This window comes from Flavobacterium sandaracinum (assembly GCF_004349135.1).
In the GTDB taxonomy this organism is placed as follows: Bacteria; Bacteroidota; Bacteroidia; order Flavobacteriales; family Flavobacteriaceae; genus Flavobacterium; species Flavobacterium sandaracinum.
Map to the genome: position 1 here is coordinate 45304 of NZ_SMFN01000014.1, position 25553 is coordinate 70856.

At 32.9% G+C, this 25553-nt stretch carries 20 protein-coding genes; 6 read left to right on the plus strand and 14 right to left on the minus strand.

The window, feature by feature from the left end; translation table 11 throughout:
- The first annotated feature begins 68 nt into the window (after positions 1 to 68).
- Both E0F91_RS12045 and E0F91_RS12050 read left to right on the plus strand, forming a co-directional pair.
- On the plus strand, positions 69 to 1322 hold the full coding sequence (locus E0F91_RS12045) for a DEAD/DEAH box helicase (RefSeq protein WP_132066731.1): 1254 nt from the start codon (positions 69 to 71) through the stop codon (positions 1320 to 1322).
- Between the two features lie 161 nt (positions 1323 to 1483).
- Complete coding sequence (locus tag E0F91_RS12050; RefSeq protein ID WP_132066732.1) at positions 1484 to 1936, plus strand: Hsp20/alpha crystallin family protein; 453 nt, start codon at positions 1484 to 1486, stop codon at positions 1934 to 1936.
- A 120-nt stretch (positions 1937 to 2056) separates the two neighbouring features.
- Here the strand turns inward: E0F91_RS12050 and E0F91_RS12055 are convergent, their stop codons facing one another.
- From E0F91_RS12055 to aroC, 3 genes are all read right to left on the minus strand, one after another.
- The gene (locus E0F91_RS12055; protein ID WP_132066733.1) at positions 2057 to 4252 is read right to left on the minus strand and encodes a tetratricopeptide repeat-containing hybrid sensor histidine kinase/response regulator; all 2196 of its coding nucleotides are present in this window, start codon (positions 4250 to 4252) and stop codon (positions 2057 to 2059) included.
- 167 nt (positions 4253 to 4419) lie between these two features.
- Complete coding sequence (locus tag E0F91_RS12060; protein ID WP_132066734.1) at positions 4420 to 5700, minus strand: dicarboxylate/amino acid:cation symporter; 1281 nt, start codon at positions 5698 to 5700, stop codon at positions 4420 to 4422.
- 109 nt (positions 5701 to 5809) lie between these two features.
- On the minus strand, positions 5810 to 6868 hold the full coding sequence (aroC, locus tag E0F91_RS12065) for a chorismate synthase (protein WP_132066735.1): 1059 nt from the start codon (positions 6866 to 6868) through the stop codon (positions 5810 to 5812).
- Positions 6869 to 7051: 183 nt separating this feature from the next.
- On the opposite strand from aroC, the gene E0F91_RS12070 reads away from it, so the two are divergent.
- Both E0F91_RS12070 and E0F91_RS12075 read left to right on the plus strand, forming a co-directional pair.
- Positions 7052 to 7858 carry a UDP-2,3-diacylglucosamine diphosphatase gene (locus E0F91_RS12070; RefSeq protein WP_132066736.1) on the plus strand — a complete coding sequence of 269 codons (807 nt, stop codon included), beginning with the start codon at positions 7052 to 7054 and terminating at the stop codon, positions 7856 to 7858.
- Between the two features lie 152 nt (positions 7859 to 8010).
- Positions 8011 to 8523 carry a hypothetical protein gene (locus E0F91_RS12075; RefSeq protein WP_132066737.1) on the plus strand — a complete coding sequence of 171 codons (513 nt, stop codon included), beginning with the start codon at positions 8011 to 8013 and terminating at the stop codon, positions 8521 to 8523.
- A gap of 52 nt (positions 8524 to 8575) precedes the next feature.
- Here E0F91_RS12075 and E0F91_RS12080 read toward each other — a convergent pair whose 3' ends face one another.
- From E0F91_RS12080 to E0F91_RS12120, 9 genes are all read right to left on the minus strand, one after another.
- A complete protein-coding gene (locus E0F91_RS12080) occupies positions 8576 to 9004 on the minus strand; it encodes a protease complex subunit PrcB family protein (RefSeq protein WP_132066738.1) in 429 nt (142 codons plus the stop codon).
- Between the two features lie 74 nt (positions 9005 to 9078).
- Positions 9079 to 10212 (minus strand): N-acetyl-alpha-D-glucosaminyl L-malate synthase BshA, encoded by a 1134-nt coding sequence (gene bshA, locus E0F91_RS12085; protein ID WP_132066739.1) that lies wholly within the window; start codon positions 10210 to 10212, stop codon positions 9079 to 9081.
- 774 nt (positions 10213 to 10986) lie between these two features.
- Positions 10987 to 13983 carry a serine hydrolase domain-containing protein gene (locus E0F91_RS12090; protein ID WP_132066740.1) on the minus strand — a complete coding sequence of 999 codons (2997 nt, stop codon included), beginning with the start codon at positions 13981 to 13983 and terminating at the stop codon, positions 10987 to 10989.
- Positions 13984 to 13996: 13 nt separating this feature from the next.
- Positions 13997 to 14479, minus strand: coding sequence for an ABC transporter ATPase (locus E0F91_RS12095; RefSeq protein ID WP_132066741.1), 483 nt, complete (start codon positions 14477 to 14479; stop codon positions 13997 to 13999).
- An 80-nt stretch (positions 14480 to 14559) separates the two neighbouring features.
- Positions 14560 to 15351: a (Fe-S)-binding protein gene (locus E0F91_RS12100; RefSeq protein WP_132066742.1), complete on the minus strand. Its 792-nt coding sequence runs from the start codon at positions 15349 to 15351 to the stop codon at positions 14560 to 14562.
- Between the two features lie 70 nt (positions 15352 to 15421).
- Positions 15422 to 16756 (minus strand): 4Fe-4S dicluster domain-containing protein, encoded by a 1335-nt coding sequence (locus E0F91_RS12105; protein WP_132066743.1) that lies wholly within the window; start codon positions 16754 to 16756, stop codon positions 15422 to 15424.
- Between the two features lie 5 nt (positions 16757 to 16761).
- Complete coding sequence (locus E0F91_RS12110; RefSeq protein WP_132066744.1) at positions 16762 to 17727, minus strand: MlaD family protein; 966 nt, start codon at positions 17725 to 17727, stop codon at positions 16762 to 16764.
- A 50-nt stretch (positions 17728 to 17777) separates the two neighbouring features.
- Positions 17778 to 18908, minus strand: a complete 1131-nt coding sequence (locus E0F91_RS12115) for an N-acetylmuramoyl-L-alanine amidase family protein (protein WP_132066745.1) — start codon at positions 18906 to 18908, stop codon at positions 17778 to 17780.
- A gap of 48 nt (positions 18909 to 18956) precedes the next feature.
- On the minus strand, positions 18957 to 20123 hold the full coding sequence (locus E0F91_RS12120; RefSeq protein WP_132066746.1) for an N-acetylmuramoyl-L-alanine amidase family protein: 1167 nt from the start codon (positions 20121 to 20123) through the stop codon (positions 18957 to 18959).
- Between the two features lie 83 nt (positions 20124 to 20206).
- On the opposite strand from E0F91_RS12120, the gene E0F91_RS12125 reads away from it, so the two are divergent.
- Together E0F91_RS12125 and E0F91_RS12130 are read left to right on the plus strand one after the other, a co-directional pair.
- The gene (locus E0F91_RS12125; RefSeq protein ID WP_132066747.1) at positions 20207 to 22957 is read left to right on the plus strand and encodes a putative LPS assembly protein LptD; all 2751 of its coding nucleotides are present in this window, start codon (positions 20207 to 20209) and stop codon (positions 22955 to 22957) included.
- Positions 22958 to 23014: 57 nt separating this feature from the next.
- Positions 23015 to 23395, plus strand: a complete 381-nt coding sequence (locus E0F91_RS12130) for a RidA family protein (RefSeq protein ID WP_132066748.1) — start codon at positions 23015 to 23017, stop codon at positions 23393 to 23395.
- A 133-nt stretch (positions 23396 to 23528) separates the two neighbouring features.
- Here E0F91_RS12130 and E0F91_RS12135 read toward each other — a convergent pair whose 3' ends face one another.
- Positions 23529 to 24380, minus strand: coding sequence for an N-acetylglucosamine kinase (locus tag E0F91_RS12135; RefSeq protein ID WP_132066749.1), 852 nt, complete (start codon positions 24378 to 24380; stop codon positions 23529 to 23531).
- Positions 24381 to 24512: 132 nt separating this feature from the next.
- Positions 24513 to 25517, minus strand: coding sequence for a type I glyceraldehyde-3-phosphate dehydrogenase (gap, locus tag E0F91_RS12140; RefSeq protein WP_073353102.1), 1005 nt, complete (start codon positions 25515 to 25517; stop codon positions 24513 to 24515).
- Between the last annotated feature and the right edge of the window lie 36 nt (positions 25518 to 25553).

Sequence of the window (25553 nt, forward strand, 5' to 3'; positions counted from 1 at the left end):
CAAAAATATTAGTACTATCTTTGCAAAACTATCTTTGTACCTAATACAAGATAATTAATATCAAAAATATGTTATTCGAAGATTTATCACTTTCAAAAAGTATACAAAAAGCCGTATTTGAACAAGGCTATTTAGAAGCAACTCCAATACAAGAACAAGCAATTCCAATCGTTTTATCCGGAAGAGATATGATTGGTTGTGCCCAAACAGGAACTGGTAAAACTGCTGCTTTTGCCATTCCTATCATTCATCAACTCCATAGAATTGTAGGTTCGTCTAAAAAAGCAAGTCCAATCCGAGCCTTAGTTATCACCCCAACTAGAGAATTAGCTGTTCAAATTGGACAAAATTTTGACCAGTATGGCAAGTACACCAACTTAGTTCAACTTACCATTTTTGGAGGAGTTTCACAAGTACCTCAAGTAGAAATGCTTAAAAAAGGAATAGATATCCTCATTGCCACACCGGGACGTTTACTTGATTTGGTAAAACAAGGGTTTATAGATTTAGACCATTTACATACACTAGTTCTCGATGAAGCTGATCAAATGCTAGATATGGGATTTGTAAATGATGTCAAAAAAATTGTAAAGTTGACGCCTAACAACCGACAAACACTTTTATTCTCTGCAACAATGCCAATTGCAATAAGAGAATTAGCAGAAATGTTTTTAAAAGACCCAGCAACAGTTACGGTTTCTCCCGTTTCATCAACTGCTGAAAATGTAGAACAACGTGTCTATTTTGTTGAAAAAGGAGAAAAAAGAAATTTATTATATCATTTGATAAAAAACGAAAATTTATCTAATGTTTTAGTTTTTTCAAGAACGAAACATGGAGCTGACAATGTTGTAAAAGCCTTGCGAAAACATGACATTGAAGCCGAAGCGATTCATGGAGATAAGTCTCAAAATGCAAGACAACGTGTTCTTGATGGTTTTAAAAATAAAGAAATCAAAGTTTTAGTGGCTACTGATATTGCCGCCAGAGGAATTGATATTGACCAATTGCCTTTTGTCATCAATTTTGATTTACCAAATATTGCTGAGACCTATGTACATAGAATTGGTAGAACGGGACGCGCTGGGAATGATGGTGTTGCCATTTCTTTTTGTGGTAAAGATGAACATCAATATTGGAAAGACATTCAAAAATTAATCAAAGTAGATGTAAAAATAGTAAGTGACCATCCTTATGGTTGGCATTCAGGAAGTCCAGAAACTGCCCCTGCATCAAAACAAGGCAACTCTAATCGAAGCGGTGGAGCTCATAAATCAAGAAAATCAGACGCTTCTAAGCAAAACAAGAAAAGGTGGTACTAACATCTTTTTCGACTGTCAGAAATACCTTTTTAACTTTAGTTAAAAGATGCATATAAACATTAACTATTTGTTTTTCAACGTTTTGTGATCTATATTTTGGCTAATAATAAATTATATCAGTACATTTGATTTAAGATATTAAAACAATTAAATACAAAATTATGGAAACTTTAGTTAAAAGAAACGGCTTTTTCCCATCAGTAAATACTTTATTTGATGACATCTTTTCAAAAGAAGTATTCGATTGGACTGATAAAAATTTCTCCTCGATTGGAACAAATTTACCCTCGGTAAATTTAAAAGAAACAGAAAATAAATTAGAAGTGGAATTAGCAGCTCCCGGATTAAAAAAAGAAGATTTCAAAATTGAAATCGACAACAACATGCTAATGATTTCTTCTGAAAAGAAAGAAGAAAAAGAAGAAACTAGAAAAAAAGATAATTATGTTAGAAAAGAGTTTAATTATCAGTCGTTCTGCAGATCTTTCTCTTTGCCAGAATATATAGACGAAAATAAGATCGAAGCTAGTTATAAAGATGGAATTCTTCATGTTGAAATTGGCAAAAAAGATGGAGTCATGAAAAAAAAGCACAAAACAATTACAATAAAATAAGGAGGATTTTCATTTCGAAAATCTAAAAATTTAAAATCGTTAAACCGTAAAGCTATTAAAATAGTTTAGGGTTTAACGATTTTATTTTAGATGTAAATTGACGAAGTGATTTATTAAGTATTAATTAGTGGCTATCAAAATAGTTATGATTTTAAACAATTTGGCGGAATCAAATGGTTTAATAATGATGTCATTTATTCCGCAAGAAAGTGCCTCTTCTGTAATTTCAGATTTATCGAATGCTGTTAGTGCAACAATTGGAGTTACTATTCCCTTTAAACGAATTTTTCTAGTGGTCTCAAAACCATTTATCAATGGCATGTTAATATCCATCAGTATAATGTCAAAAAATTCTTTGTCCAAAATTTCTAGCGCTGCGTAGCCATTATCAACAACACTACACTTATAGTTATTCTTTTCGATGGTCTTTTTAGTGACCAATTGATTAATGTGATTGTCCTCAACTACTAGGACATTTATCGTTTGTGGTGCAGTGATATCGACTTGAATATTATTGATGATTTCAATTGTTTTCTGTGGATTATATTCAAAAGGAATCACAAATTTAAAAACTGTTCCCTGATTTAGGGTGCTTTGAAGTGAAATTGTACTATTGAATAGACCCAACAATTGTTTTACTATAGAAAGACCAAGACCAGTTCCTTGATAATCAGTTTCTTTTCTCCCCACTTGCACAAATTTTTCAAAAATCTTTTCCTGATCCTCAGCCGCTATTCCTATACCATTATCTTCAATTTTAAAAGCTATAAAATACGATTTTCCGGACATTTTTTCTAATGAGACATCGATTGTTACTTTACCATTTCTAGTGAATTTCAATGCGTTACTCACCAAATTCATAATGATTTGAGAAAGCCTTAATTTATCACCAATTAGATATTCTGGAATTGCAGCATCAATTTTAACTGCTATAGTATTGTTGTTATTTTTAGCCAAAAATGAAAGCGAATTTTTGACCATATTAATTTCATCAGATATATTAAAAGTCAAATTTTCCAATACAATTCTATTATCTTCAATCTTGTTGATTTGAAGAATATCATTCACTAGGGATAGTAAATATCTAGCTGAAAATTTGAGCGAATTTAAATGTGGACTGTTGGATAACTCTTTGTGCTCGTCTAGCAGCATATTTGTGATTCCTACTACTCCATATAGAGGAGTTCGCAATTCATGACTGATCGTTGAAACAAATTGTGATTTTAAAACAGAGGCTTCTTCTGCTTTTTCTTTTGCGAAAATTAGCGCTTCATTAGTCTTAGAAAGTTGCGCATTGGATTTTTTTCTAAAATTATTATTTTTAAATAAAGTATAAAGTAGCAATAATAGAACGAAGGAAATTACAGTGAATAGCACCACAATAGTTTTCGATTTTTCTACTATTTGAAGTTGGGCCTCCTTTTCATTTTCAAATTTATCAATTTCTCTTTTATACTCTTCTAATTGTATGTTTATTCCCGCTATATTTGCTTTTTCTAGCTTTTCATTGTTATAAAGTTCTTCTGTAATTTCATTGTATTTAGAAAGGTTAACATAGGCCTCTTTATAATCGCCTTTCTTCCACAAAAATTTAGAATATTCCAAATGGGCAAAGGATAAATCTGACTTTTGATTCGATTGCTTTCCATCCTTAATGGCATTTAAAAAAAAAGAAGTCGCTTTTTTATTATTGTCCTGATGCGCGAAGTACATTCCGTTGAGCATATTGACAGCTGCAACATTTGATTCATTCCCAAATTTTTCGTTATGAGTGTTTATAAATTCTAAATTTGGATATCCTTTTTCAAAATGGCCAACGTCAAAATAAGCCCAAGCAATATTAAGTTTAGTCATAAATATTTGATTGCTATCTGCTATTTTTTCACTGTATTTAAGGGTGTTTTCGTAGTATTTAATCCCTTTTAAATATTGTTTTTTTTCAAAACAATAGATGTTGCCTAAGTTATTATTAATTTTATTTTTTAAAGTATCATTACTAAGTTTGGTAGCGTAAAGCATGGCCTTGTTATAGAAAAAAATAGCTTTATCAAATTGAGCTATTTCAGCATAATTTGCGGCAATCGTATTGTAGGAAATAGTTGTAGAAGAAAAGTCATTAGCAGTAATTGATTTTTGCAGAGCTATTTTAGAAATCTCTAATGATTTTTCAAAATTGGCCTCTTTTAAATACCGAGAAGCTTGATTTGTTAATTTTGTAATTTCGTTTTTGGAAAATGTCTTTGTCTGCGCAACTAAACTATAATTAAAATAATTTATAATTAATAGTGAAAACAAAACAATACGTATCTGATACATAGCCAATTGAATTTCATCAAATATACATTTTATTAATAAAAAAAAACATAAAAACACTTCTTTTTAGTTAAACTAAAGATTTTAAATGTTCAATTAATTTAAATTTCTTGTACAAAAAAACCCTACTCTTCTCAAAGAATAGGGTTGTTATGTAATTGGTAAAATTATTATTCAATAGTAGCCGTTTCTGTTTCAGCATCACCTTCCCATTTACCTACAACTGATGTTGCTAATGCATTTCCTAAAACATTGGTTGCACTACGAAACATATCACAAAAATGATCAATTGGTAGAATCAAGGCAATTCCTTCAATAGGAATATCAAACATCCCACAGGTTGCAGCAACTACTACTAAGCTAGCTCTTGGAACGCCTGCGATACCTTTACTGGTCAACATCAAAACTAAAAGCATTGTCATCTGAGTTCCCAAATCTAAATCAATACCGTATGCTTGAGCAATAAAAATACTAGCAAAAGTCATGTACATCATACTTCCATCCAAGTTAAAAGAATAACCCAAAGGCAACATAAAAGAAACAATTCGGTCTTTGACCCCAAACCTTTCCAATTCTTCAGTCAATTTAGGAAAAACAGCTTCACTACTAGTAGTCCCAAAAGCAATGATTAGTGGACTAACTATTCTTTTCAGTAAAACGGTCATTCTACTTTTTAGAAAAATATAACCAACAAGTATTAGTACCACCCAAAGAGAGGAAATTCCAATCAAAAAGGAACCGAAAAACTTGAAATACGTAATTGCTAACTCCTGAAAATCACGTACTGCAAAAACTCCAGCTATCGCTCCAAATACTCCAATTGGTGCAAATTTCATTACATAATTAACCATTTTCAGAACAATATGAGATATTTTTTCTAAAGCATTTGTAACTGGCTTTACATAATCTCCTAATGAAGCGGCCGCTAGACCAAAGAAAATGGAGAAAATTACAATTTGTAAAATTTCATTAGTAGCCAAGGCCTCAAAGATACTTTTGGGTACGATATGCTCAATAAAATTTTCAAAAGATATGTTTTGTGTTTTAGCAGTTACTTCAGAAGCAGAGGCTAAGTCAATACTTGGTAAATTAAGTCCAACTCCAGGTTCAAGCGTGTTTACAAAAAACATACCTAACAATAAGGAAACAAACGATGCGGTAAAAAACCAACCCATTGCCTTACCACCAATCCGTCCTACCGCTTTAATATCTCCAAGCTTAGCAATTCCTACCACCAAAGTGGTGAAAACTAATGGAGAAATAATCATTTGAACTAAACGAATAAAGATGGTTGCTAAGATGTTTATTTTTTTACTAAAGACTTTAGCATCTTCCGGTGAAATCGAATTATGTATAGCAATGCCTAAAATAGCACCCAAGACCATAGCAATTAATATTTGTCCTGTCAATCCTGAAAAAAAAGAGGGCTTCTTACTAGTATTTGTATTCATTAAAAGTTAAGTGTTAGGTTTTGAATTAGCCTATGTCGCATAACTCTTTCTTATTTATTTCTTAGTAAGAAAGTTTATTTCAAAATAGGGAAAAAGCTAAAAATTGTTGTTAATATGTTTTGTTTATCAAATAAAAATCAGCAAGAACAATGGCAGCCATAGCCTCAACAATAGGAACTGCTCGCGGTACTACACAAGGGTCATGGCGTCCTTTTCCTGTCATCTCAGTAATATTGCCTTTATTGTCTAGCGACTCTTGTTTTTGCATGATTGTTGCCACAGGCTTAAAAGCTACTCGAAAGTAAATATCCATCCCATTACTTATACCGCCTTGAATCCCACCAGAAAGGTTTGTCTTAGTTGATCCATCAAGATTGTATAAATCATTATGCTCACTTCCCTTCATTTTGGCTCCACAGAAGCCACTTCCAAATTCGAATCCTTTTACAGCATTTATAGAGAGCATGGCTTTACCGAGTTCAGCATGGAGTTTGTCAAAAACTGGTTCTCCAAGTCCGATGGGTACATTTTGAATTACACACGTTACGGTTCCGCCCACTGTATCGCCTTGTTTTCTAATCTCGCGAATATACTCTTCCATTACTACTGCCATTGCTGGATCAGGACAACGAACAGGATTATTCTCTGTCAAGGAAAAGTCTAACTCTTGGTATGGTTTTTCTAAAAAAATAGGTCCTACAGAAGAAACGTAAGCATTAATTTTTATTTGTGGTAACATTTGTTTGGCAACAGCACCAGCAACTACTCTACTAGCCGTTTCACGCGCTGAACTGCGCCCTCCACCACGATAATCGCGTACTCCATACTTTTGATCGTACACGTAATCAGCGTGACTTGGCCTGTAGTTATCTTTTATATGAGAATAATCATCGGATTTCTGATTGGTATTCGGAATAATAAAACCTATTGGAGTTCCAGTGGTTTTACCTTCAAAGATCCCAGAGAGGAATTGAACATCGTCTGGTTCTTTGCGTTGGGTAACTATTGCCGATTGACCGGGCTTTCTTCGAGACATTTCGAATTGAATAGCTTCCAAATCTAGTGCTATTCCTGGAGGACAACCGTCAATTATTCCACCTAAAGCTTCACCATGCGATTCTCCAAAAGTTGATATTCTAAATAGTGTTCCGTAGCTATTTCCTGCCATTATAATTAGTTTTGAACAAAAGTACCATTTTAGTTTAAGGTTCAAAAGTTTAAAGTTTAAAGTTTTAAGAAACATTTCACATTTATTATTATAAATTTAATATTGTATTAGATTTCTTAACCTTTACATTTAATTTATTTGAAAATAATTCTATTATTTTGATCAACTTAAAATGGACATCCGTTGAAAAAAAGAAAAGTAGAACTAGTGGTCCTTTCTGATGTACATTTGGGAACTTTTGGCAGCCATGCTGCTGCACTTTACAATTACTTAGCAACCATTAAGCCTAAAATTTTAGTATTAAATGGTGATATTATTGATATTTGGCAATTTAGAAAATCATATTTTCCTCAAGCGCATTTAAAAGTTATTCAAAAAATAATCAGTTTTGCTTCAAAAGGAACTAAAGTCTATTATCTAACCGGTAATCATGACGAAATGCTTCGAAAATTTAGCGACATGAGTATGGGGAATTTTGAATTACGTGATAAATTGGTATTGGATCTTGATGGCAAAAAAGCTTGGATCTTTCACGGTGATGTTTTTGATGCTTCGGTACAACACTCCAAATGGATTGCAAAATTAGGAGGCTTAGGATACGACTATCTCATTCTTTTAAATCGTTTTGTAAACTGCTGTTTGTTAAAAATAGGAAAAGAACCCTATTCTTTTTCAAAGAAAATAAAGGCTAGTGTAAAGAAAGCGGTTAAGCACATCTCTGATTTTGAAGAAACAGCTACCGATTTAGCAATCGAAAACAAATATGACTACGTTATTTGCGGTCATATTCACGAACCTAAAATAATTAAAAAAGAAAATAAAAATGGCGCCACACTTTACTTAAATTCAGGAGATTGGGTTGAAAACTTAACGGCATTAGAATACAATAAAAAACGATGGAAATTATTTCATTATTCAGAAATGGAGTATGCAGAGGAAGAAAATCTTTTTGAAATGGAAGATATTTTAAGTTATCAAACATTTGTATAAGCCCCATTTTCAAAACTGAATATCAAACTGTATTGCTCTTTTTAAGTCCCTTCCATGTATCAATAATGTGGTAATTATATAACTTTTCACTGTAATCTTATAATTAATATCGTGAACTTTAGAGGTAAATTTGTTCCTATAAAAATTTACTTATGAAAAAAATTATTTTATCAGCACTAATGTTAATGGGATTAGCATTTACCGCACAAGCACAAGATATTTCAAAAAATGCTATAGGTTTACGTTTTGGAAGTAACGGTGGATTTGGAACTGAACTTTCCTACCAAAGAGGATTATCTGACAACAACAGACTTGAATTAGATTTAGGTTGGAGAAACAGAAAAGACTACAACAATGACAAGTATGATGATAATGCTATCAAATTAACAGGTTTATACCAATGGGTATGGAATATTGAAGGTGGTTTCAACTGGTACGCAGGTATTGGTGGTGGTGTAGGAAGCTACAACAGAGATTATTATGACAATAGAGATTATAATGATGGAGTCTTTGCATTTGCTGCTGGAGATATCGGTCTTGAATACAACTTTGATTTCCCATTATTAGTTTCTATCGATTTCAGACCTGAGTTTGGTGGTAACGGAGGTTATTACAGAAATAATTACGGATCTGATGTAGCATTAGCGCTTAGATATCAATTCTAGTATTATCTAGATAATACATGAAAACGGCCACTAGAAATAGTGGCCGTTTTTTTTATTTAAATACAATTTCTTTTTTAGAATTTATTTTGACTACACAAAACGGAGTGGTCAAAGATTGTGTTACCATGCTTCCAGATTCAGGATTGGTTTCTTTTACGGTTATAATTATATTTTTATCAGTTTCAACAATATTTTCAATTCCTATAGCATATCCGCCAGTTGTTTTCTCTCCCATATTCAAAATAACAAAATTAGAGTTCTGAACATCATTTGCACTAATTTTATTTTTTAAACTTTCATCATTTTGCAGCATTTTAATTTCGTTTGGCTCTGAAAGTATTTCAAAGAAACGTATAGTTGCTCCACCAGTAATTTGCTGGGTCAACACTTCGTATAATTTATTTACACCGGCACTTTTAACAGCCGTTGTGCCGCAAGAAGCGAGTGTTAAGGCAAACAGTGACACAATTGTTTTTTTCATTATTGTATTTTTTACGATGGTACCCAATATTGTTTTTTAACGTATTCCTACTACAGTTACTAAATCAGTATTCTTTATAAGTATTTATTGATTGCTTTTTGATACAATGTTTCGTAAAGGGGTAAAATATTTTTTATATCAAATTGTTTTGCAACAGACAATGCATTTTCTTTGAATTTTTGAAGAGTATCATCCTCTTTTAAAATTTTCAAAGCGTTTTGAGCCATCTCTTCTATATTTCCTACGTCACTTAAATAACCCGAAACACCATCAAAATTAACTTCTGGCAAACCTCCTGAATTGCTGGAAATAACCGGAACTTTACACGCCATAGCTTCGAGAGCAGCCAAACCAAAACTTTCAGTTTCTGAAGGGAGTAAGAATAAATCCGTCAGGCATAAAATCTTGTCAATTTCATTACTGTTTCCAAAGAAAATAACCTTATCTACTATCCCTAATTCCTGACATAAATATTCTGCTTTTTCCTTTTCAGGACCATCCCCTACCATCATTAATTTAGCTGGAATCTCTTTCTGAATATTATAAAAAATCTTAATCACATCAGGAATTCGTTTTACTTTTCTAAAATTACTGATATGGGTTATAATACGCTCATTTTGCTTGGCCATAACGGAACGTTGACAAGGAATACTGGGATCGTTTGTATTTTTGTCTAATTCAATAAAATTTGGAATAACCTCAATTTCATTTTTTATATTGAACAATTCAAGAGTAGCATCTTTTAAACTTTGAGAAACCGAAGTAACAAAATCTGATTTATTAATACTGAAAGTAACCGCTGGTTTATAAAACGGATGATTGCCCACCAAAGTAATATCAGTTCCATGTAAAGTCGTAACCATTGGGATATTTATTCCCTCATCTTTTAACATTTGTTTGGCCATATAACCGGCGTAAGCATGAGGAATAGCGTAATGTACATGAAGTAATTCGATTTTATAGAGTTTAACCATGTCGACTAATTTGCTTGACAAAGCCAATTCGTAGGGTTGATAATGGAATAATGGATATTCCGGAACATTGACTTCATGGTAATGTACATTTGGGCTCAAAAGTGCTAACCGTACAGGTTGACTGTACGTTATAAAATGAATTTCGTGGCCGCGACGAGCCAGTTCTAGACCTAATTCTGTAGCGACAACTCCACTACCACCAAAGGTAGGGTAACAAACAATTGCAATTTTCATGTATGTAATTTAATAAAACGAATTTAATAAAAATAGCAATGTGTTTTATGGAATTTTAAGTTAAATACTCTGGGTATTTGAAACTTCATACGTTGACAAAGTATGGCATTAAAAATTGCCAATATTACCATGCCTACATCTGCAAAATCAGGCATTTGAACCAATACCGATTTGATGTTAGATTCCGATTTTTGTGCAGCCAACGTTTGAAACAGCTCACCAATAACATAAAAAAGCATTACAGTAACTCTTTCGGTCTATTGACTAATACTAAAAGTGCCAATAGTAACAACACACATTAGGAATAACTCTAAAAAAGCGGCAGCAGTTTTACTACTTTGAAAAGCATCTTTCAAAACTGAAAAAGAGACTGGATGATACACAATATCGTACAATGCTATTCGAATCAAACCGTTGAACCAAGATTACGTAAAGTAAGTTTCAAACAACAAAGCAACTGATATAATAATAATGCCAACCTAACTATTGAGGGTGACAACATCATACTACGCTTAGTTTAATTTGAAAGACCGTGATCATCTCTTGAGTAATTTTAATATCACTGCCTGAGCAGCAACAATCAGTATAATTATTTGTTCCCGTTTTACTTACTCTTAATGCGCAACAGGAATTTATGGGACTAGCGTTATACGCGGGTTTCTTAGCAAGAATTATAGTAGATTAAGAACTCTAAAAGCACAAAATTAACCCTCAAGAATTTAGTTGAACGATTCTTTTCTAAAATTAAAGTAGATACAAAAAGACTTTTTATTTTTAATCTGTAATGGCTTCATAAATTATTTTCTGAATGTCTTCTCGAATATTTGCTTTGGATAATCTGTTTTCTGCAGCAACTGGAAAAGTTCTATTGGATAAAAACACATAGACAATTTGGGTTTCAGGATCAGCCCAAGCCATTGTTCCTGTATAGCCTGTATGTCCAAAACTAGTCATCGAAGCACAACCGCACGTAGGTCCTTCAGCACCCAATTGTGGTTTATCAAAACCTACGCCTCTTCTATTTCCTACCGCACAAAAATAACAGGTATTAAAATCTTCGAATGTCTTTTCAGAAAAATAGTGCTGATTGCCATACTTCCCTTTTTGCAGATACAGTTCCATTATTTTAGCTACGTCCATGGCATTCGAAAAAACTCCTGCATGACCTGAAACTCCTCCTTCTAAAGCAGCTGATAAATCGTTGACATACCCTTGCAAAAGTTGGCGACGGAAATACGTATCCGTTTCCGTTGGCGGAATTCTATTTTTATCAAATTTATTCAATGGATTAAAACTGGAATTATTCATTCCGAGCGAACGATAGAAATTTTCCTGAATCAAAACATCCAATGTTTTTCCTGTGGTTTTTTCTAAATAGTCTTTCAAAATCATGAAAGTAAGATCACTGTATTTGTATTCTTTTTTTACCGAAAGCTTACTATCAACAATCATATTCATAATAGTGTCGCTAAAATCATTTCGTATGTAAAGACTATCACCTAATTTTTTTGAGAAATTTTCTTCGGCAATTTTCCTGAAATAAAGCTCAGAAGGCGCTTTTGATTTATCCATTGTAACCTTGTAAAAAGGAATTCCTGCTGCCAAACCTGCATAATGAGACAATAAATCTTTAAAATTGATCGTTGCTTTATTTGAATCTTTAAAAATAGGAGACATTGTCGCTAATGTAGTCTCCAAATTTATTTTTTGTTGGTCGTATTGCAACATCACATTTGGCAACGTAGCTAGAATTTTTGTTAAAGAGGCGACATCATAAATATCTGAATCTTTAACTTTAATCGTTTTATCATAGGTATGATATCCGAATGATTTTTGATAAATAACTTTCCCTTTTCGGGCTACCAAAACCTGAATTCCAGGTGTCATTTTAGCATTAATCGCTTTATTGGCAATGCCGTCAATTTTTGATAAAATCGTTGAATTCATTCCAACATTTTCAGGAGAAGTAAATCCAAGACGATTTAGCTTTTCTGTTAGCAAACCATCATTTACTTTGAAACTATCATTGATTGAAACCGGTAATTTTCCTTTAGCTTCGATCGATCCAAAAATTAGTTCAGCAGAAACAATTTGTGCAATGGAACTATTCTGATAAGAAACAACCAATCCTTCGATATCATCAAAATTTGTAATAGGCAATAACGAATATGGTTTGGCAAAAACATTAAGAATTACTGTATTGTTCTTAGCTAAAAAATTAATTTTATATAATTCATTTGATTTTAAATCATCATTTCTAAAAGCAACATCAGATTTATGATACCCAATAATCACCATTGTAAAAGGCTGTAATTTAGCTTGAAGACTATCCAAATTAGTTTCTGTAAATTCAGTTACTTCAGCATATTTTTTTAAAGTTGAAACAAAAGCATCGTTGCTATCATCGCCAATTTTTACATAAGCAATTCTTTGTTTGTCGAGATTTTTAATTGGCAAAACAGCCGAAGTATTTTTTAGAACAGTAATCGCATTTTCATACAATTGGTATTGTAATGCATCATTTTCGACAGGATTTAAATCGTCGTATAAATTTTCTGTAACAATTGGTTTATAGACGTTCAGACCAGCTTTATACTTGAATTTTAAAATTTTCTTTACAGAAAAAGCTAGTCGTTCGTCTGAAAATAAATTCAGAGAATATGCTAATTTAAATTTGTCAATCGCAGCAGGGACATTTTCAGGAAACAACAAAACGTCATTTCCGGCCATAAAAGCTTCAAAGTTGATTTCGCTGGGTAATTTAAAATTACTAACGCTTTTCATATTCAAAGCATCAGTAAAAATAAGTCCTTTGAAACCTAATTCCTTCTGAAGAATATCAGTGACTACAGTATAGGAAATCGAAGAAGGAAAATTAGGTCTTGGCTCTAAACTGGGTACGCTTAAATGTGCCACCATCACTGAAGAGAGCCCTTCATGAAACATTTTTTTGTAAGGGTAAAACTCAATATCATTTAGTCTTTCTTTTGAAGAATTAATGATTGGTAATTTTTTATGAGAATCAGTATCTGTATCGCCGTGACCTGGAAAATGTTTGCCTGTCGAAAATACACCTTGACTTTGAACCCCGTTCATAACGGCAATTGCCCGTTCTGTAACTTTGAATTTGTCTTCGCCAAAAGAACGAAAACCAATAATAGGATTTTTAGGATTTGAATTGATATCCAGCACTGGTGCAAAATTAAACTGCATTCCCAATCGCTTACTTTGCTGTCCCATTTGAACACCAACTTTCTCTAACAATTTCAGGTCTTGGATGGCGCCAAGTGTCATATTCCAAGGATAACGATACGTAGAGTCTAAACGCATTCCCAATCCCCATTCGGCATCACTTCCTATAAAAAGAGGGGTTTTTGATTTGGATTGAAAACGATTAGTCAAATCAGCCTGACGAACTGGACCGCCTTGAAAGAAAATTAATCCTCCAATTTTATAATCCAAAATGAGCTTTTCAATGGCATTACTATGAACAGAATCTTTATTGGAATAAGCAGCAACCATAAATAATTGCCCCAATTTCTCCTCTAAAGTCATTGCATTATAGAGACTGTCAACCCATCTAATTCCATCGGGAGATAAGTCAAAAAGTTTAGGAATATTACTGGTATTTATGCTGTCCAAATTTTCTATTTTGGACGGGACAGTCGATACAATTGTTTTATTCTTATTCACTTTTGTACCAACGCAACCAGCAGCAACAAAAATAAATAAGACATAAGAAAAAACAATTTTGATGCCTATTTTTTTCATTGAACTGTTTTGTTTAAAAAAACCTACTGTGCCAGCTGTCAATGGCTGGTACTTCCCAGGATTCATTATATTCTTCAATATTATTCACCAGATTATTGAAAACGATTGTGTTTTCCGTAACCGCTTTATCTTTGACCATTTTCTTAAAATCAATCAAAGGCTTGTGTGCAATATGCTCTCCAAGCTTGAAAGTGACATTCATTTTATCCAATAAATCAACTGAATATTTTTGTTCTAAACTTTGGATAAATTCCACAGAGGAATCAATAGAACAACCTGTTGCAGCTTGAACATCCTGATTTACAGAAATAATAATAAATCGATTGTATTTTAATTGATACGAAGATTCTAAATTGGTTCCGTGAGCAGCCCAACCTTCAAGAAAAGTTTGCAAAGCAGTTTCTATTTCAGAAAATTCCGCATCCGAAAATTTTCTATTCGATTGATATATCCAAATTCTGGATTCTTCAGGTAAATTTTCAAATGGAACGTACATGGTAATTCTGAGTTATGAGTTATAAATTTTGAATTATAAAATCAAAATTCGTAATTTTAAATTTTTAGGACACTATTGATTTACAAATCCTGTGCATTAGCAATCAGTTCTGCAATATCCATCACTTTTACATCGCCTTCCTTTTCTTTATTTTTAATTCCATCTGTCATCATGGTATTACAAAAAGGACAACCTGCAGCAATAATTTCTGGTTTTGTTTCTAATGCGTCTTCGGTTCTTTCAATATTAACTTCTTTATTTCCAGGTTCAGCATCTTTAAACATTTGAGCACCACCTGCGCCACAACACAATCCGTTAGCTTTAGAACGCTTCATTTCTACCAATTCAGCATCCAATTTAAGGATCAACTCCCTTGGTGCTTCATATACATTATTAGCTCTGCCTAAATAGCAAGGATCATGAAAAGTAATCCGTTTTCCCTTAAATTGTCCACCTTCGATGGTCAATCTTCCATCATCTAACAAAGATTTCAAAAATTCCGTATGATGCACTACTTCATATTTACCGCCTAATTCCGGATATTCATTTTTTAGTGTATTGAAGCAATGAGGACAAGCGGTAACAATTTTTTTTGCTTCATAAGCATTTAGAACCTCGATATTCATCATGGCTTGCATTTGGAATAAAAATTCATTCCCAGCTCTTTTAGCAGGATCTCCGGTACAGCTTTCTTCGGTACCTAAGACTGCAAAAGGAACATTCGCTCGATTTAAAATACGAACAAATGCCTTAGTTATTTTTTTTGCTCTATCATCAAAACTTCCTGCACATCCTACCCAAAATAAAACTTCTGGTTGTTTTCCTTGAGCTAACATTTCGGCCATTGTTGGCACTATTAAATTCTCTGACATAACTTATATTTTTTTTCAAATGATCAAAAAAGACCTACTTGTAAGCATTGTAAAATCCTGTTTGGACAAATTAATTTTCATTCTTCCAATTCAATCTATCTTGCTGATTGTATTGCCATGGCGCTCCATTATTTTCAATATTGGTCATCATAGCATTTACAGGCATTGGGGCTGCACTTTGCTCCATTACTAGATAACGTCTCATATCCATAATAATTGAAAGTGGACTAATATTTACCGGACATTCTTCAACACAAGCATTACATGATGTGCATGCCCACAACTCCTCAGCTGTTATATAATCGTTTAAAAGGGTTTTGTTATCAGGAATAAAAATACCTTTATTGGCATCTATATTTCTTCCTACTTCTTCCAATCTATCCCTTGTATCCATCATGATTTTACGTGGAGACAATTTCTTTCCTGTTATGTTTGCTGGACAAGACGACGTACAACGACCACATTCAGTGCAGGTATAAGCATTCAATAACTGAACCCAGTTTAAATCCTGAACATCACTTGCACCAAATTTACTTGGAACTGCATTTTCATCTACTGGCACTGCTGCAAAAGGATCAGCGTTAGGATCCATCATCAATTTTACTTCTTTAGTGACAGATTCTAAATTATCAAATTGCCCTTGAGGATTCAGATCTGCAAAATAAGTGTTAGGAAATGCCAACAGGATATGTAAATGCTTAGAAAAATATAGGTAGTTCATGAAAATTAAAATACCCACAATATGCAACCACCAGAATATCTCTGAAAGCAACATTACTAATTCATTTGACATTCCATTGAAGATAGGTTCAATAAATTGACTTACTGGAAAAAACCCTGCTTTTATGAAATGAGAAAAACCTCCTGGAACATTTTGCAAATGCAAATCAGACGCGTTCATTAACAAAAATAAAGTCATTAATACTACCTCGAAATACAAGATATAATTAGCATCATTTTTAGGCCATCCTTTCAAGTCTGAGCTTACAAATCGTTTCAGTTTGATTGCGTTTCTTCTCGTCCAGAATACAAAAACAGCTATTAAAACTAAGAAAGCCAAAATTTCGAAAGAAGCTATAAGTACATCATACGTAGTCCCTAAAAAAGCAAAAATACGATGCGTACCAAAAAGGCCGTCGATTATAATTTCTAACAACTCTATATTAATAACCACAAATCCTACGTAAACGATAATATGAAGTATTCCCGCAATAGGGCGTTTGACCATTTTGGATTGACCAAGAGCAATCATAGCCATATTAGTCCAACGTGCTTTTGGATTATCATAACGATTTACATCCGTTCCAAGATTAATGTTTCGTCTAATTTTTTTAACACTTGTAAAAAAATATCCAAAACCAATTACCAATAGTATGGCAAATAAAATGTTGTCTAAGTAGCTCATATTTACTATTTTTTTTCTACTGAAATAGAATCATTTTCAGGACCAACGTAAGGTTTATTTTTTTTACCAAAAACAGAGATATTAACATATCGCGTTGGATAAAGTCTTATATCTTGTAATAACAATTCTAATTCTTTGGTAGAAGTTTTAACATTTTGATAGAAAGCATCATCATTTAATAATTTACCCATCGAACCTTTGCCGGACTCTAATCCAGTCACAATACCATCTACTCTTGCTAAAGTTGCATTCAAATTTTTAACGGTTTTACCCAAATCAGCTTTATCAAGTGAGTCTGAAATTTTTGAGAAATTTCCAGATATTTTATTAAAATTGGTAACCACACCATTTATTTGGGTTTTATTAGTGTTCAATAAATCATTAACACTCATAGAAACTTTATGGAATTGTTCAATAGTTTTACTCAATTCAGCCAAAGTGAGTTTTAAATCCTGTTGCCCTTTTGGATCTAATACGTTATTTAAACCTGAAATTAATACTTCCGTGCTTCCCAATAACTTTTCTAATTTTTCTTGAAGTGGCGCTAATTGATCTCCTACTTTATCAGTAAGTCCCATTTTGACTCCCGCTTGCAGTTTTTGGCCATCAACAGCTAAGGTTTTATCTTGGAAATTTGGAATAATTGCAATTTGTTTTCCTCCTATAAAGCCTGGCTCATATATGGAAGCAATACTTGTTTTTGAAATTGGAAAATCCGTTTTCAATTGCAATTCTACTAATAATTGACCTGTACCTTCAATTATAGAGATTTTAGTCACTTTACCTATAACTAAACCGTTTAGCGTAACTGGTGCTGATGTAGCCAGGCCTTCAACGCTTTTATATTCTACGTAAAATGTTTTGTAATTAATAAAAAGGTCTCTGCCTTTCAAAAAACTGTAGCCCCAAATAAACAATAATATGGAAGCAATTACTAAAATAGCAGTTTTAATTTCTCGTGTTATTTTCAAAATTTAAGTATTTTTTACAAATTTAATATAAAATATTTGACTTGTTGTTATTATTTAAGCGCTTCTTCTACACTTATGCTTTTTCCGTCTCTAAATGCAATAATATACGCAGCAGAATACCCTTTGGATTTAACCTCTTTTAAATCTTTTTTTGCAACCGCATAATCTGATGTATCGCCATAAGCATATTTGTAAAACGACCCATTTCTAGTTCTTACTGACACCTTTTTTAATCCTTTAAAATTAGAAGGATTTAATTCAATGTTTTTATTTCCTGCAGCAAATTGAACTTTAAAAACAACATTTGAATTTGTTGTTTTTGATGCTTTATTATCAGCAATTCGTTTTGACTTGGCACGCACCACCGTTTTATTAGACGGTATTTCATCATAAGTGACGTACCCTTGAGATCCAAAATATTCTTTTTTATAAGAAATGATCGCAGTTGCAATTGCCTGTGCCATCTTGTTTTGTCCCGCATCTGAGTTTAGAAAAACGCCCTCCTCTTTATTGGACAAAAAACCTAATTCAATCAATACACTGGGCATGTAGGCGGCATCCAAAACCCATAACGGAGTCTGTTTAATCCCTCTTGATTTTCGATGTACTTTATTTTTAAAATTATTTTCAATTTTTGAAGCTAAATTTATACTTCGATCTAAATAATCTTCTTGAAGAATTTTTAATCCTATTAATGTTTCGGGATTTTTTGGATCAAATCCTTTATAGCTTAGCTTGTAATCTTTCTCTAATAATATCACTGAATTTTCTTGTTTTGCAATTTCCAAGTTGCCTTTGCTCCTTGCCAAACCCATTACAAAAGTTTCTGTACCAAAAGGAACTGGATTTTTGACAGAATTACAGTGTATAGAAATAAATAAATTGGCGTGAAGACTATTGGCTTTCTTTGGCCTGTCCTTTAAATCTATAAAAATATCTGATTTTCTGGTATTTATAACTTGAATACCGCCCTCTTTCCCAAGGAGCTTTTCTAGTTTAAGAGTTGTTTTAAGTGCGATCTCTTTTTCAACAAAACCATGATAAGAATTTCCCGGATCTTTACCTCCGTGCCCAGCATCTAAAATTACTATAAAATTAGAATTAGATTGAGGAAAAATGTTGAGAGAAGAAAATAAAATTAGGATTCCAATTACGGCTTTAATTTCTTTAGCTAAATTCAATGTACTATTGTTTTTTTGTTGCAAATTTAATAAAAATAACAGCGGTTGTTATTTAAGAGCGTCTTGAATGGTTATTTTTTCACCGTTTTTGAATGCAATTAAAAATGCTGAATCATACCCTTTTTCTTTGGCTTCCTGCAACTGTTTTTTAGCTTCATCAAAATCAGAAGTTTCTCCGAACATGTATTTGTAGACTCTATTTTCATAGGCTACCGATATATTTTTTAATCCTTTAAAGTTTCTAGGTACTAATTCTAATCTTCTGCTACTTGCCGAAAGTTGTACTTTGAAAATTGCTTTGGAAGCATCAACTGATTTATTGGAGAGCACTGATCCAGAAGACTGTGCTGTCATTTTTGCTTTTGCAGGAGTAACAGTGTCTCTTATTATTTTCTCGTTGATTTTTTGGGAAGGAAGTTCCTCAAAGATTTCTACTTCGCCATTTCCAAAATACTCTTTTTTATAGCTTAAAATTGCTTCGGCGATAGCTTTAGCAATTTCATTTTGACCCTCCTCAGAATTCAATATATTTCCTTCAGTAGAATTTGAAATAAAACCCATTTCAATCAATACTCGTGGCATATAAGCCTTATGCAGCACCATAAAGGGAGCTTGTTTCACTCCACCACCTCTTATTTTTTTTCCTAAATCACCAAAAGCATCTTCAACCTTGCTAGCCAAGGAAATACTATTATCTAAATATTCTTCCTGCATCAAAGTCATTCCGATCATGGTTTCAGGAGAGTTAGGATCAAATCCTTCATATTTTTGTTTGTAATCTTTTTCCAAAGTAATAACGGAGTTCTCTTTCTTGGCCGCTTCTAAATTAGAAGCCACCTTACTCAAACCCATTACATAGGTTTCTGTTCCATCTGCCGCAGTATTTCTATTGGCATTACAATGAATGGAAACAAATATGTTTGCATTAAATCGGTTGGCAATGTTCGCTCTTTCAATTAAATCTATAAAAACATCCGTTTTCCTGGTATAATTGACTTGCATTTGAGGTGTCGCCTCTAATATTTTACCTACTTTCAAAACGACTGCCAAAGCAATATTTTTTTCTATACGCCCCTCATATACAGCCCCAAAATCATGCGCACCGTGACCAGCATCTAAAGTCACCTTAAAAGTATTGGATTGACTATGCCCGATTACCGAAAATATTATCAAAATAAAAGTTAATATTCTTTTAATTTTATATGTTTTGCGCATAAAGCTGTAAGTTAATTTAATTAAAACACTACCGTTATAAATTTATTTATTTGACTATTTTTGACAAAAAATAATATGTAAGTTTGACATGTCAAAAAACAGGCCATAATTTTACAAAAATAGCATTTAAACCTTTGCATACAAACTTATTTAATATCGTTTTATTATCAATTTTCCTATCTCTAGGTTCTGGTAAATTATATTCACAAGATATAACAAAAAAAAAGACTGTTATACCCGCTAAAAAACAGGCAGATAGCGTAAAACCAACTGTTGACACCACTAAAACTCCCATTTTAGCAGTTAGAATACAAAGAGACACCGTAAAAGGTGATAGCATCAAACCTAAAAAAGCTTTTTTAGACGGCAAGGTAAAATACAAAGCAGATAAGTATGCGAAAATTGACCAAAAGAAAAAAACCATTACGCTTTACGATCAAGCAGAATTATACTATCAAGATGTCGAGCTAAAGTCCGGTATAATTGTGATGGATTATGAGAAAAATGAAGTATACGCTGGCCGCATAAAAGATTCCACTGGTGCATACACACAATTCCCCAATTTCAAGCAAGGTGCTAACGTCATTGAACCAGATTCTATTCGTTTTAACTTTAAAACAAAAAAAGCATTAATATGGAATTCAAGATCGGAACAAGGTGAATTCAAAATAAAGGCGGCTGTTACCAAAAAAGAAAATGATTCTGTTTATTTTTTAAAAGGAGCACGTTTCACCACATCAAAAGACGTGGACAATCCTGAATATTATTTTCAAACGAATAAAGTAAAGTTTATTCCAGGCAAAAAGGTGGTAACCGGATTAACCAACATGGTTATTGCTAACGTCCCAACCCCTATAGCTCTTCCGTTTGCTTTTTTTCCAATGAGTAAAGAAACCAGTATTTCAGGGCTTATTTTGCCCAGTTATAATGATTCAAACAACAGAGGATTTTCTCTCCAAAACTTAGGTTATTATTTTGCGCTAAGTGATAATTATGACTTAACCGTTTTAGGGGATTATTACACCAATGGTAGTTATGGTTTGCGATTTGAAACTTCCTACGCCAAAAGATACAATTTTTCTGGTAATTTAAATATTCGATTCGAAAACTTGATTACTAGTGAAAGAGGCTATCCCGATTATTTGAAACAAAATATTTATAACATACAATGGTCCCATTCCAGAGATTCCAAATCGAATCCCAATTCTAGTTTTTCAGCTTCTGTCAATTTGGGGAGTAGTAGATACTTCCAGCAATCGATCAATCAAGTCAATATTGGTTCCAACCTAAATAACACATTGAGTTCCTCTGTCTCTTATTCTAAAACTTTTACTACAGTACCCCAAGTACGAATGTCTTTGACTGCAACTCACTCCCAAAATACACAAACCGAAGAAATAAATATGACCTTACCAACACTGCAATTAAGTGTGGATCGAATTTATCCATTTGTAGGCAAAGATGGGGTTAGAAAAGGATTTATAAAAAACATCAATTTACAATATAATTTGAACGGAAGAAACAGCATTGTTACCAATGACTCTTTATTTTTTAAACCACAAATGTTCCGAGATGCTAGAATTGGATTTCAACATAGCATTCCCTTAAGTACCAATTTCAAGTTATTTAAATATTTCAGTGCATCAACGGCTGTAAATTATGAGGAAATCTGGTATACCAAAACAATTGAAAGAAGCTATGATACCGACCAGAGCAAAGTAGTAGACAAAACAATCAATGGATTTGACGCTTTCAGAACGTATTCCTTCTCCTCTAGCGTGGGAACTACTATTTATGGAACATTTAATTTTGGCAATGACAAAAAAATAAAATCAATACGACACGTCATGAGACCTTCTGCTTCCTACGGATATACTCCTAGTTTTGAGAAATATTATGACACCTATGCTTCAGATGCCAGCGGAACGATGATACAGCAATATTCCCGATTTGAAAATGGAATTTTTGGCGCTCCAGGTTTAAGTAATTCCAATACCTTGGGTTTTGATTTGAGCAATACTTTTGAAGCCAAAGTTACAGATCGAGATAGCACTAAAGTTGAACCAAAAAAAATCATGTTGCTGAACAATTTAAATCTTTCTACTAGTTACAATATGGATGCTGATGGCATAACCTCCCTAGCTTTTTCTCCAGTAAGAGTTAGTGGCGGTACAACATTATTCGACAATAAAATGAATGTCAATTTTGGAGCAACATTAGACCCTTACGCAATTGATAATTCTGGCAGACGAATTAATGTTTTTAATATAGATAACGGAGGAAGCCTTTTTAGAATGACAAGTTCTAATATGACCCTAAATTATTCGATTGCTAGTACAGGCAAAGACAAAACCAAAAAGGACAAGAATTCACTAAGTCAACGAAATGGTGGTCGTGAAGATGACTTATTTGGAACAAATACAGACTTAGGAGACAGTAGAAGAAGCCAGTTTGAAGATGAAGAAGAAAGTGAAGGAGAAGATAAAATTTCAGAATTCTTTAACTCTAAATTACCTTGGGACATGACCTTCGCTTATTCCTTGACTTACGGAAACAACAACAGGGAAAATAAAATCATTGGGAATTCTATTATGATATCTGCCAATGCCGATATAACTCCAAAATGGAAAGCTGGTGTCTCTACGGGCTATGATTTTGTACAAAATGGAGTTACTTTTACGCAATTGCGATTTGAAAGAGATTTATTAAGCTGGAGAATGGATTTTAACTGGTCGCCTTTTGGTACCAATGCGAACTGGGGATTTTTCATTGGAATAAAATCTGGTGTGCTTAGCGACATTAAATGGGACAAACGAAGCGTTATCAACCGATAAAGCGTTTCAAAAATCTACAATAAATATAAATTTAGAAATTATAACGATATGCCTTTTATGAAAAAGATAATTTTTACCGAAAAAGCACCAGCACCCATCGGTCCTTACAACCAAGCAGTGCTAAAGGGAAACACACTTTATACCTCTGGACAAATTGCGATCAACCCTACAACAGGAGAATTAGTAACTACTTCTATTGAAATCGAGACAGAACAAGTAATGCAAAATATGAAAGCGGTGTTAGAAGCTGCTGGAATGACATTTGAAAACGTGGTCAAAACAACCATCTTTATAATGGATATGAATGATTTTGTGAAAATAAACACGGTTTACGGTTCTTATTTTGATGAAAAAACTGCTCCAGCACGTGAAACAGTTCAAGTAGCTTGTTTGCCAAAAAATGTAAATGTTGAAATTTCAATGATTGCGATTCTTTAAACAATTGTATCATCAAATAGTGTTGTCAACTCTAAGATAACCATGCTAAACTTAAATAAAAAAAACACTACTATTTTACTTGAATCGAGTAAAATAGTAGTGTTTTTTTGAGTTTAAAGCAACTTTTAAAAAATTACTTATTCTTAATGTGATAAGCAATCAATCCATCGATTGGTCTTCTTAGGACATTACCTAATTGTAATTCGTATTTATCAAATGTTTCTTGTAGTTCTTCTTTCAAGTAAAAGGCAATAGAACCAACAAAATGCACCGGAACCTCTTTGCAATTATCATATTGTTTAATATAATTTTTGACAAAAGATTTCATGCCTTTGAAGATAATTTTTCTACAAAACTCTGTTTCTTTATGTTGAATTAAAAACTTGGCAAAAGTCGCCAAATAAGCATTTGGATTCGGCTCTTTGTACAATTTGCTTTTTATAGCATCTGGATCTAGATCGTATTCTTTTTCAAATTCGACTGCCAGTTCTTTTGGCATTTTATTGAAATAATATTTTCTAATTAATTCTTTACCAAAAACGTTTCCACTGCAATCATCCATGGCAATATAACCCAAGGATTGTACTTTTTGATGCAATTCTTTCCCATCAAAATAGCTACAATTAGATCCTGTTCCTAAAATAGATACAATCGCTTTTTCGCCTTTTGGTGTAGTTGCATACACTGCTGCATACGTATCTTCCTTAACATCTATAATAGCATTAGGAAAATAAGTTTGAAAAACCTGAGAAAGGCTGATTTTCATTTTTTCAGTACCACAACCTGCACCATAAAAGAAAAGATGGCTTGCATTTTTCTTATTCTGTAAGATATCAAAACGATCATTTAGACGGTCTATGATCTCATCTGCTTCAAGCACTTCAGGATTCAAGCCTAAAGTTTGTGTAGTAAACAATATTTTTCCCTCATCATCTATTGCAATCCAATCGGCTTTTGTAGAACCACTATCAACTATTAATCTCATTTTCTTTTGGTTTTTTTGGTTTGGGAGCTATCTAATTTAAAAATGAGTTTAACTGAAAACGCTTCTTCAAAAAAGTAACAAAAAATAAAATCCCGTCAAAATTAATATAACGGGATTTGTAAATATAAAGAATTATTTTAAACCTGCAATATGAACAGATAAATCAATCAATTTGCTAGAATAACCATATTCGTTATCATACCAAGATATGATTTTGAAGAAAGTAGAGTTCAATCCAATTCCAGCATGTACATCGACAATTGAAGTTCTAGGATCCGATACAAAATCTTGAGAAACCACTAAATCTTCAGTATATCCTAAGATCCCTTTCATTGTAGTTTCAGAAGCAGTTTTTAATACCGCCATGATTTCTTCGTAGGAAGTCTCTTTAGCCACTTTCACGGTCAAATCTACTGCAGAAACATCTGTTGTAGGAACACGGAAAGCCATACCTGTTAATTTTCCATTTAATTCAGGAATCACCTTTCCTACTGCTTTTGCAGCACCAGTTGAAGAAGGTATAATATTTACTGAAGCAGCACGTCCACCTCTCCAATCTTTTTTAGAAGGACCATCCGTTGTCATTTGAGTAGAAGTTGTAGCGTGAACAGTAGTCATTAATGCTTCAACGATTCCAAAATTATCATTAATAACTTTAGCTAAAGGAGCTAAACAGTTAGTAGTACAAGAAGCATTAGAAACGATTACGTCAGAAGCTTTAGCAGTTTCATGGTTTACACCCATTACAAACATAGGAGCATCAGCTGAAGGCGCAGAAATAATTACTTTTTTAGCACCACCTTTGATATGCTCATTTGCTGTTTCAATTGTGGTAAAAAAACCAGTACATTCAGCAACTACATCAACATCAACTTCATTCCATTTCAAATCGGCAGGATTTCTTTCAGCAGTAATGCGGATATTTTTTCCGTTTACATATAATTTTCCTTCTTTAACTTCAACGGTTCCATTAAAACGACCGTGTACTGAATCATATTTTAATAAGTAAGCTAAATGATCCACATCTAATAGATCATTAATTGCAACTACCTCAACATTATCTCTATTGTAAGACTCTCTGAATACAATTCTTCCAATTCTTCCAAATCCGTTTATTCCTAATTTTACTTTTGACATTTTACTTTAATTTTTTTGTTTATTTCTATTAACTCA

Bases quoted from the DNA above. Each gene is read 5' to 3' on its own strand.
- E0F91_RS12045 (WP_132066731.1), top strand. From the start codon at position 69: ATGTTATTCGAAGATTTATCACTTTCAAAAAGTATACAAAAAGCCGTA.
- E0F91_RS12050 (WP_132066732.1), top strand. From the start codon at position 1,484: ATGGAAACTTTAGTTAAAAGAAACGGCTTTTTCCCATCAGTAAATACT.
- E0F91_RS12055 (WP_132066733.1), bottom strand. From the start codon at position 4,252: ATGTATCAGATACGTATTGTTTTGTTTTCACTATTAATTATAAATTAT.
- E0F91_RS12060 (WP_132066734.1), bottom strand. From the start codon at position 5,700: ATGAATACAAATACTAGTAAGAAGCCCTCTTTTTTTTCAGGATTGACA.
- aroC (WP_132066735.1), bottom strand. From the start codon at position 6,868: ATGGCAGGAAATAGCTACGGAACACTATTTAGAATATCAACTTTTGGA.
- E0F91_RS12075 (WP_132066737.1), top strand. From the start codon at position 8,011: ATGAAAAAAATTATTTTATCAGCACTAATGTTAATGGGATTAGCATTT.
- E0F91_RS12080 (WP_132066738.1), bottom strand. From the start codon at position 9,004: ATGAAAAAAACAATTGTGTCACTGTTTGCCTTAACACTCGCTTCTTGC.
- bshA (WP_132066739.1), bottom strand. From the start codon at position 10,212: ATGAAAATTGCAATTGTTTGTTACCCTACCTTTGGTGGTAGTGGAGTT.
- E0F91_RS12090 (WP_132066740.1), bottom strand. From the start codon at position 13,983: ATGAAAAAAATAGGCATCAAAATTGTTTTTTCTTATGTCTTATTTATT.
- E0F91_RS12095 (WP_132066741.1), bottom strand. From the start codon at position 14,479: ATGTACGTTCCATTTGAAAATTTACCTGAAGAATCCAGAATTTGGATA.
- E0F91_RS12100 (WP_132066742.1), bottom strand. From the start codon at position 15,351: ATGTCAGAGAATTTAATAGTGCCAACAATGGCCGAAATGTTAGCTCAA.
- E0F91_RS12105 (WP_132066743.1), bottom strand. From the start codon at position 16,756: ATGAGCTACTTAGACAACATTTTATTTGCCATACTATTGGTAATTGGT.
- E0F91_RS12120 (WP_132066746.1), bottom strand. From the start codon at position 20,123: ATGCGCAAAACATATAAAATTAAAAGAATATTAACTTTTATTTTGATA.
- E0F91_RS12130 (WP_132066748.1), top strand. From the start codon at position 23,015: ATGAAAAAGATAATTTTTACCGAAAAAGCACCAGCACCCATCGGTCCT.
- E0F91_RS12135 (WP_132066749.1), bottom strand. From the start codon at position 24,380: ATGAGATTAATAGTTGATAGTGGTTCTACAAAAGCCGATTGGATTGCA.
- gap (WP_073353102.1), bottom strand. From the start codon at position 25,517: ATGTCAAAAGTAAAATTAGGAATAAACGGATTTGGAAGAATTGGAAGA.